Here is an 8,551-nt window from a genome sequence, read left to right as displayed (position 1 = left end):
GTGGCGCTGGCGCCGGTGAACGCGCCTTTGGTATGGCCAAAGAGTTCGGATTCGATCAGGTTTTCGGGCAATGCCGCACAGTTGACGGGGATGAAGGGCCCTTCGGAGCGGGCGCTGTAGCTATGGACGGCCTCGGCGACCAACTCTTTGCCGGTTCCGCTTTCGCCCGTGATCATGATGGTGGTCTTGGTCGGGGCGACGCGCTTGATCATTTCGCAGACGTTGATCATCTGGTCGCTCTCGGCAACGATGTTGCCGAAAAACTTTTTGGCCTCGATATGGCTATCGCCGCCGATCTGTTCCTGCAACGATTTTTGGTAGTCGAGCGCGCGTTTCACGGTTGCAAGCAGCTCGTCGATCTTGAAGGGTTTCGGGATGTAGTCGAAGGCCCCTTCTTTCATGGCTTCGACGGCGGTGGCGACCGTGGCGTAGGCGGTGAGCATGATGGCGCCCACGTGCGGCCGGAGCTGGCGGGTTCTGCGCAACAGCTGCATGCCATCGACCGGATCCATTTTAATGTCGGAAATCAGCAGGTCGAATTTTTCGGATTTGAGCAGTTTTTCGGCCACGCCGCCGTGTTCGGCGAGCTGCACTTCGTACCCTTTTGAAATAAGAATTTTGTTCAGTAAGCTGAGAATCGTTGGATCGTCATCCGCAATGAGTATTTTTGCCATTCTTTAAGCCTCTCCCTATAGTCTTCAGTTGTCCCATATAACCCTTATTTTCTTGGGGGGAGTCAAGCTTAATGATGGACATTAGATCGCTGGGGGAGAAGGTTGCGAAGTCGACGAAATGGCGGATGGCGATGTCCATTCTGCGCGATGCATCTTCGATGTGATCGAACAATTCGATGCGGTCGATTCGCCGGGGGCTGTTGGGTAGCCAGTCGGCGGCGGAGGCTTTTTCCTCGTAGCTCTTAAGCAGTTGGACGGAGGCGGAGATGGCCGTGAGCGGCGTGCGGATTTCATGTGCCAGGTCCCCGGCGATGCGGTTGGCCGAATGGATCCGTTCGAGGCGGCCGAGCATGTTTGCGTTTGCAAGGGCGGCCGAGAGATCGGTAAAGCAAACGAGGCTGAGGGCGATCGTTTCGTTTTTGCGGCCGTCCTTGCCCAAGAGGGCGGTTTCGGGGAGTGCGAGGTCGGCCGAACGGTAGCCGGCCGGTAGCGGTCCGTTTCCGGTGCGCCGGAAATAGGCGGCCTTGCCGTACGATTCGGGGATGGGCTCGGCCTCCGCGACCAGCAGGTCGGTGAAGGTGTTGTTTTTCAGTTGCTCCAGTTCGATGCCGAACAGGTCGACGGCCGCCGGGGTGGCGAACACGATCTTGCCGTCGCGGTCGATCAGCAGCGCCGGCTCCGGAATGTGCTCGAGCAGGGTGGCGGTGGTGCGGGCCAGCTCGTTTTCCTGGGTGTCGGTGAGGATGCAACGCTTGGCGATGTAGCAACTGGCCGCGCCAAAGGCGGCGAAGGTCAGGCTGCGCAGCAGCAGGGTGGCGCTGGTCGATTTCGCCAGCAACGGAATCCCCGTGGGCACATATTCCACCAGCATTTTGTTCGAGAGCAATGTCGCCATCAGGATGTAGGTGATGATCGCCAGCACGGTGATTTCCACGGCTTGCTTCGGGGTCCCCACGATTCCGGCCGAGAGGATGACGAGAGGGTAGAGCAGCGTCAGCTGGCTGCGGATTCCGCCCGTGAAGTAGACCAGCCCCGTGACCAGCAGCAGGTCGATCACGAACTGGAGCGGCGCGAATTCGGTGCTCTTTAGCTTGCTGCGGAGCCAGAGCGAATAGGGGATGGTGACGATGAAGGCGACCCCCATGAGGGCATAGAACGCCGCATCGTCGTTGGGCAGCAGCAGGGAGGCCAGCACCAGCAGCCATAGGAAGCCGAGGCGGCTCAGCAGGATCGCCGCCAGTTTTGGCCAAGGTGCGGTTTGTTCGTTCGCTATCATTTCCGGCCCCCGGCCCTACATCACGATTTCGCTCATCTTGAAGATCGGCAGGAACATGGCCACCACGATGGTGCCGATGACGGCGCCGATGAAGACCATGAGCAGCGGTTCGATCATGGAGGTCAGACCGCTCACCATGGTCTCGACTTCGTTGTCGTAGAACTCGGCCACCTTGTCCATCATCTCCTCGACCTGGCCGGTTTGTTCCCCGGCCGAGAGCATGTGGATGAGCATGCGCGGGTAGTGTTTGTTGGGTTCGAGCGCCGCGGAAAGCGGTTGGCCCTCTTCGATCGTCTTGCGCGCGTTGGCCAGCGAATCGCCGATGACCCGGTTGCCCGTGGCGAGCGAGACGATTTCGAGCGACTCGATGATCTGCACGCCGCTGTGCATCAGCTGCGCGAAGGTGGAGGCGAAGCGGCTGACCGAAAGTTTGGTGGCCAATTCGCCGAGGATCGGGAACTTGAGCTTGATGAGGTCGATGTTGTATTGCCCCTTGTCGGTTTTGTAGTAGCGTTTCAGCCCGTAGATGGTTCCGCCGATCGCCGCGATGGCGATGTACCAATACGACTTCAGCCAATCGCTTATGTCGAGCAGGGCCTGGGTCAGCGCCGGCAGGTCGGCGTCGAAGTCGGCGAACATGGCCACGAAGACCGGCACCACGAACATGATCAGGGCCGTCGACAGCGACAGGGCGACAATGATCACGACGGTGGGGTACATCATGGCCGATTTGACCTTGGCGCGCAGTTTGTTGCTTGCTTCCAGGAAGGATGCGACGCGGGAGCAGGTGTCGGGGAGGATGCCGCCGACTTCCCCGGCGCGCATCATGCTGATATAGAGATCGTCGAAGATGGAGGGATAGTAGGCGAGCGCTTCGGAATACATGGCGCCGCCCTCGATCCGGGTGCGGATGCCCAGAATGACCGGCCTGAAATTCTTGTCTGCGGTCTGCTGTTCCATGGCGGCGAGCGTTTGCACCAGCGGCATGCCGGCCGATAGCATGGCCGACACCTGCCGGGTGTAAACGGAGAGTTCCTTCATCCTGATTTTGCGCGCGCCGCGCACGATCGGTTTGCCGCCCTTTGCTTTGATTTGTTCCTTTGCCATGGCTGTCCTTTTAGTGTTCGCTGGTTACGCGCATGATTTCCTCGATCGAAGTCAGTCCTTCGCGGACGCGGGCGAGCCCCGCTTCGCGCAGGGTCCGCATGCCGTTTTCAATGGCGATCTTGCTGATTGCGTCCGCTTCGGAGTTGGTCAAGACGGTTTTGCGGATGGCGTCGTTGACCAGCAGGATTTCCATGATGCCGCCGCGGCCTTTGTAGCCGATGTTGTTGCATTTGGGGCAGCCCGTCTTTTGGTAAAAGCGGGTTCCTTCCATCGTGGCCGGATCGATGCGGCTCTTCTTGAGGGTTTCGAGAGGGAGGTCGATCTCCTTTTTGCAGACCGGGCAAAGCTTGCGGTAGAGCCGCTGGGCCTGCGTCAGTAGCAACGACGAGGAGAGCATGAACGGTTCGATGCCCATATCGACCAGACGGGCAATTGCCCCGGCGGCATCGTTCGTATGCAGGGTGCTCAAAACCATGTGGCCCGTCAGCGCGGCTTCCACCGCGATCGTCGCCGTTTCGCCGTCGCGGATTTCCCCGACCATGACCACGTCCGGGTCCTGGCGCAAAATCGAGCGCAGCGCCGCGGCGAAGGTGAGGCCGACGGCCGGGTTGATCTGTACCTGGTTGACGCCATCGAGCTGGTATTCGACCGGGTTTTCGGTGGTGATGATGTTCGTTCCGGTGTTGTTGAGTTCCTGCAACGCGGAATAGAGCGTGGTCGTTTTACCGCTTCCCGTCGGGCCCGTCACGAGAATCATGCCATACGGCTGGGCGAGGGCGTAGGTGAAGTTGTCGAGCGAAAGCTGGTCGAGGCCGAGGGCATTGAGGTTCGGTGCCAGCGCGGTCTTGTCGAGAATACGCATAACCACCTTTTCGCCGTGTACCGTCGGCAAGATGCTCACGCGGACGTCGACCTCCTTGCCGAGGGCCTTGATCTTGAAGCGGCCGTCCTGCGGGATGCGCCGCTCCGCAATGTCGAGCTGCGACATGATCTTGAGGCGGGAGGTAACGGCGTTCTGCATGCTCTTGGGCGGGCTGGACGATTCGTATAGGACGCCGTCGATGCGGTTGCGCAGGCGTAGCGTTCGCTCCATCGGCTCGATATGGATGTCCGACGCCCCTTTGCGCAGGGCCTCGATCAAAATCGAGTTGACGATGCGGATCACCGGGGCCTCGCCGGCGGTTTCGAGCATTTCGTCGAGGCTGGCCTCTTCGAAGCTGTCTTGGCCCACCTCGACTTCGCTCTCGCCGGCCATGTCCTTCAGGATATCTTCGAGCGCCTGGCCTGATTTGTCGGCCATCGACTCGAGCGCCGCTTCGACCTCCTTTTCAAGCGCGACCAAGGGCACGAGCTCCAGGTTGGTTTTCGAAGCGATGGTTTCGCGTGCCACGATGTTGAACGGGTCGGCCATGGCGAGCGTGAGGCGGGTGGCGGTCTTGGAGATGGGCAGCGCCTTGAGCTCCTGCCACTTTTCCTTCGGCATCAGCTCCACCAGCGAGCGGTCCGGCGAGAAGGCGGCGAGGGAGATCGGGCGAATGTCCAGGTATTTGGCCGTCGCCAAGGCCATGTCGGTTTGCGATACCGCGCCCTGTTCGATCAATATCTGTTCGAGCGGCACGCGGTTTTGTTCCGCTTCCCGTTCCGCCGTCGTGAACACATCCGCCTCGATGGGACGAATCTGTTTCAGGCAATCCATTAGGCTCTTCGCGCTAGTCGTCATAGTTCCACATCCGTTAAAAAGAATTGTCCCAGTATAAGCAAAACCCATGCCGAACTTGCCGCGGAGCGCGGTTTCGGGGCGCGACCGGGCCGCCGCCAGGGCAGCGGCGAGGGAAAAACGAGGCGGTTGCGGTGGAGCTGGCCTGCAACTTGCTATAATCCAGGCGTTCAATGAGGAGTTATTTATGGCAGCACAACATTCCGCAGAAAATCTGGCCAACAGCGTCGCGATGCTCGAGCAGATCCTCGAGGTTATGCCTCAGGACCCCGAAGCGCTGAAGGCGTTGTATAATGCCTATTTGCGGGCAGGAAACATCGATCGGGCCTTCGACTATCTCAGTCGCATGATCGAAGTGGCATTGACCGGGCGAGAGGAGGGGGTGCTGGCCTACATCGGTCAGGAGCTTCCCAATTTTGAAGATAGCCATCCTTCCGAGGTGGCGGCCCAGATTGCCCGGCTTCGGACCCTCTTCCGGGAGCAACCGGCCCACTCGACGCAGTCTCCGGCGGATGACGGAGACGATGCGGGCGGGCCGCGGTGCGAGCTCGATATCAACGAGGAGCTGGCATTGGCCTGGCGCCTTTATGAAGAGAACCAGCTTTCCCAAGAGGAATATTCCAGCGTTTTGCACGACCTCACGGAAATCTCCACCAAGGAACTCAACGTGCCGGCCAGCGTTCTGCACGTGCTCCATGATCGTGGATTTACCCATATGGGGCAGGTGGTCGATTATATGTCGAGCCGTTCCGGCGTCCCGACGCTGAGACTCAAAAACTTCGAACTCGATAAAAAGGCGGCGGCCTCCCTGCCGCTGGATGTTGCGGTGCACGACGGTGCGTTGCCATTCGCTTTTTTCGGCAACGATCTGCTGGTCGGGGTGCTCAACCCCTTCAATAACATGCTGGTCGACAAAGTTGAGAACGAAAGCGGCCACTGCTGCCACACGTTTTTAGTCGAACCCGCCGACTACGATGCCGCCTTGGACAAGCTCCGGGCGCTGGATGCTCCCGCCTAGGTTGCCGGCGCGCATCGGCGCCGTTCGGGTTCCGGCCCGCAGGATCCACCATCGGGGAGCGCCCCCGCGCGCTTGACGAGCGGGCGGGGCTCAGGTAGCTTGTGCGCTCATTTTTTGTGGGACAGCTGTGCCCGGAACCTTTTTGCAACTATATGAACGACCTTAGTTTAATCCGAAATTTCTCAATCATCGCCCACATCGACCACGGCAAATCGACGCTGGCCGACCGCATGCTGGAGCTTACCGCCACGGTGGAGCAGCGCAAGATGAAGGAGCAGTTGCTCGACTCGATGGATCTCGAACGCGAACGCGGCATTACCATCAAGGCGCATCCGGTCACGATGAAATACAAGGCGAAGGATGGTGAAACCTACACCTTCAACCTCATCGACACCCCCGGCCATGTCGACTTTTCCTACGAGGTGTCCCGCTCCTTGCAGGCCTGCGAAGGCGCGATTCTCGTGGTGGATGCCTCGCAGGGCGTGGAAGCGCAGACCGTTTCCAACACCTATCTGGCCAACGACAACGGCCTCGCCATCATTCCGGTGCTCAACAAAATCGAGATGCCGAATGCGAATGTCGATGAGGTGTGCCAGCAGATCGAGGACATCCTCGCCATCGAAGCCACCGACGCCCTGCAGATTAGCGCCAAGAAGGGCATCGGCATCGAAGCGGTGCTCGAAGCGGTCGTTGAGCGCTTCCCGCCGCCGACGCCGGCGAAGGACCAATTCACCCGGGCACTCGTTTTTGATTCCAAATACGATGCGTTCCGCGGCGTCGTGGTCTACATGCGCCTCTTTTCGGGCGCGCTGAAGGCGGGCGACAAGGTGCGGGTGATGAGCTCGTGCCAGGATTACGAAATCAAGGAAGTCGGCATTTTCACCCCGGAAATGCAAAAGTGCAAGGTGTTGAAGGAGGGGTCCGTCGGCTATGTGATCGCCAATATCAAGGATGCCTCCGAAATCCAGATCGGCGACACGCTCACGCTTGCGAAGTCGCCCGCGCCCGACGCGCTTCCCGGATTCAAGGAGATCCATCCGATGGTGTTCTCCGGCATCTATCCGGTGGAGACGTCCGACTATGAAAAGCTGGGCGCGAGCATGGACAAGCTGCGCCTCAACGACGCATCGTTCTCCTATCAGGCCGAATCCTCCATTGCGCTCGGCTTCGGTTTCCGCTGCGGCTTCCTGGGGTTGCTGCACATGGAAATCATCATGGAGCGGCTGCGCCGCGAGTTCAATCTCGACATCATCTCCTCCTATCCCAACGTGGAATACCGCGTGGTGCTGAAGAACGGCGACGTGCTGGAGGTCGACAACCCGATGTATCTGCCCGATCCCACCACCATCGAGCACATCGAGGAGCCGATGATCAACGCCACGATCATCTGCCCGACCGATTATCTCGGCGACATGATGGCGCTGATCATGGATCGCCGCGGGCAGATCGTGAAGACCGACTCGATCGACGGCCACCGCGTGATGCTCACCTGCCACATGCCGCTCAACGAAGTGCTGATCGATTTCTACGACCGGTTGAAAACGATTAGCCGCGGCTACGCCTCGATGGACTACGAATATGCGAACTACCAGCCGTCCGAGCTCGTGCGGATGGATGTCATGATCCATGGCGAGGTGGTGGATGCCTTCTCGAGCATCGTGCATCGCACCAAAGCCGAGTACCGCGGGCGGCAGATGTGCAAGTCGTTGCTCGACGTCATTCCGCGCCAGGCCTTCGCGGTCGCGCTGCAGGCGGCGGTCAACGGCAAGATTATCGCCCGCGAAACGATCCGCGCCTACCGCAAGGACGTGACGGCGAAGTGCTACGGCGGCGACATCTCCCGCAAGCGCAAATTGCTCGAGCGCCAGAAGGAAGGCAAAAAGAAGCTCAAGGCCATCGGCAAGGTGAATATTCCGCAGGAAGCGTTCATTGCCGTGCTCAAGACGAATAATCAGTAATTCGTAAACCCCGTTGTTTGCGCAGCGCGGGTTGCCCGTTACGTGAAGGATTCCCCATGATTGGAATTTTGAAGAAGCGAAAGCTGCGCAAGCAGCTCAAGGAATACCTCAACATGGCGCGGCACGCGCGGCACATGCGCGAGGATATCGCCAACCCGAAGGATCTCGAAGCGCTGCTCGCCGCCGAGGCGGTCGTGCGCGATATCCGCAAGGCGGGCGGGAGCGATGACCTCGACGAGGCGCTCGCCCGGCTGGAAGTGGCTTCGGACAAGGTTTATCCCAACGAAAACCGCACCGGCATTCGCGAAAACGTCGAGGTCATCATTGTGGCTCTCGGCGCCGCCATGGCGATCCGCGCGTTCTTTTTCCAGCCGTTCAAGATCCCGACCGGCTCGATGCAGCCGACCCACAACGGCATCACGACCGAGATGCAGCTGGGCGGCAACATAACCGACAAGCAGCCGATCAAGTTCTTCAAGTGGTTGGTGACCGGCACCTCCTATAAGGAATACCGCGCAACGGTTTCCGGGCCGCTCGAAAACCTCCGGGAGGATCGGGACAAAATCATCGTGACCATTGGTGGGGTGGACCACAAGCTGCCGTCTTTCATGCGCGAATTCGTCTATGAGCAGGTCGAGCACCGGGCTCGCATTCTGATTCCCCAAACGTATCGCAAGGGCGATGTGATTGCCTCGGCAAAGGTGATTGCCGGCGACCACATTCTGGTCAACAAGCTGAAATACAACTTCATGAGTCCCGAGCGCGGCGACATCGCCGTGTTCGATACCCGCCACATCGACC

The 8,551-nt window shown here is 59.6% G+C and carries 7 protein-coding genes; 3 read left to right on the top strand and 4 right to left on the bottom strand.

Features of this window, described 5'->3' with window-relative positions; genetic code table 11:
- The 4 genes from ABYO54_RS10470 to ABYO54_RS10455 all read right to left on the bottom strand — a co-directional run.
- A partial coding sequence (locus tag ABYO54_RS10470) for a sigma-54-dependent transcriptional regulator (protein WP_372808195.1) occupies positions 1 to 674 on the bottom strand: 674 nt, incomplete at its 3' end.
- On the bottom strand, positions 649 to 1,950 hold the full coding sequence (locus ABYO54_RS10465; RefSeq protein WP_372808194.1) for a histidine kinase dimerization/phospho-acceptor domain-containing protein: 1,302 nt from the start codon (positions 1,948 to 1,950) through the stop codon (positions 649 to 651). The genes ABYO54_RS10470 and ABYO54_RS10465, both read right to left, overlap by 26 nt.
- A gap of 15 nt (positions 1,951 to 1,965) precedes the next feature.
- Complete coding sequence (locus ABYO54_RS10460; protein ID WP_372808193.1) at positions 1,966 to 3,057, bottom strand: type II secretion system F family protein; 1,092 nt, start codon at positions 3,055 to 3,057, stop codon at positions 1,966 to 1,968.
- A gap of 10 nt (positions 3,058 to 3,067) precedes the next feature.
- Complete coding sequence (locus tag ABYO54_RS10455; protein WP_372808192.1) at positions 3,068 to 4,777, bottom strand: GspE/PulE family protein; 1,710 nt, start codon at positions 4,775 to 4,777, stop codon at positions 3,068 to 3,070.
- Positions 4,778 to 4,961: 184 nt separating this feature from the next.
- On the opposite strand from ABYO54_RS10455, the gene ABYO54_RS10450 reads away from it, so the two are divergent.
- The 3 genes from ABYO54_RS10450 to ABYO54_RS10440 form a co-directional block, all read left to right on the top strand.
- Positions 4,962 to 5,792 (top strand): tetratricopeptide repeat protein, encoded by an 831-nt coding sequence (locus ABYO54_RS10450; protein WP_372808191.1) that lies wholly within the window; start codon positions 4,962 to 4,964, stop codon positions 5,790 to 5,792.
- Positions 5,793 to 5,944: 152 nt separating this feature from the next.
- A complete protein-coding gene (lepA, locus tag ABYO54_RS10445) occupies positions 5,945 to 7,750 on the top strand; it encodes a translation elongation factor 4 (RefSeq protein WP_372808190.1) in 1,806 nt (601 codons plus the stop codon).
- A gap of 56 nt (positions 7,751 to 7,806) precedes the next feature.
- Positions 7,807 to 8,551, top strand: a 745-nt coding sequence (locus tag ABYO54_RS10440; protein WP_372808189.1) for a S26 family signal peptidase, incomplete at its 3' end; no start/stop codon positions are given.

The sequence above is a fragment of the Pontiella sp. genome, from assembly GCF_041622395.1.
GTDB lineage: Bacteria > Verrucomicrobiota > Kiritimatiellia > Kiritimatiellales > Pontiellaceae > Pontiella.
Note: the sequence above shows the minus strand (reverse complement) of the source record. Positions and strands in the feature narration are given on the sequence as shown.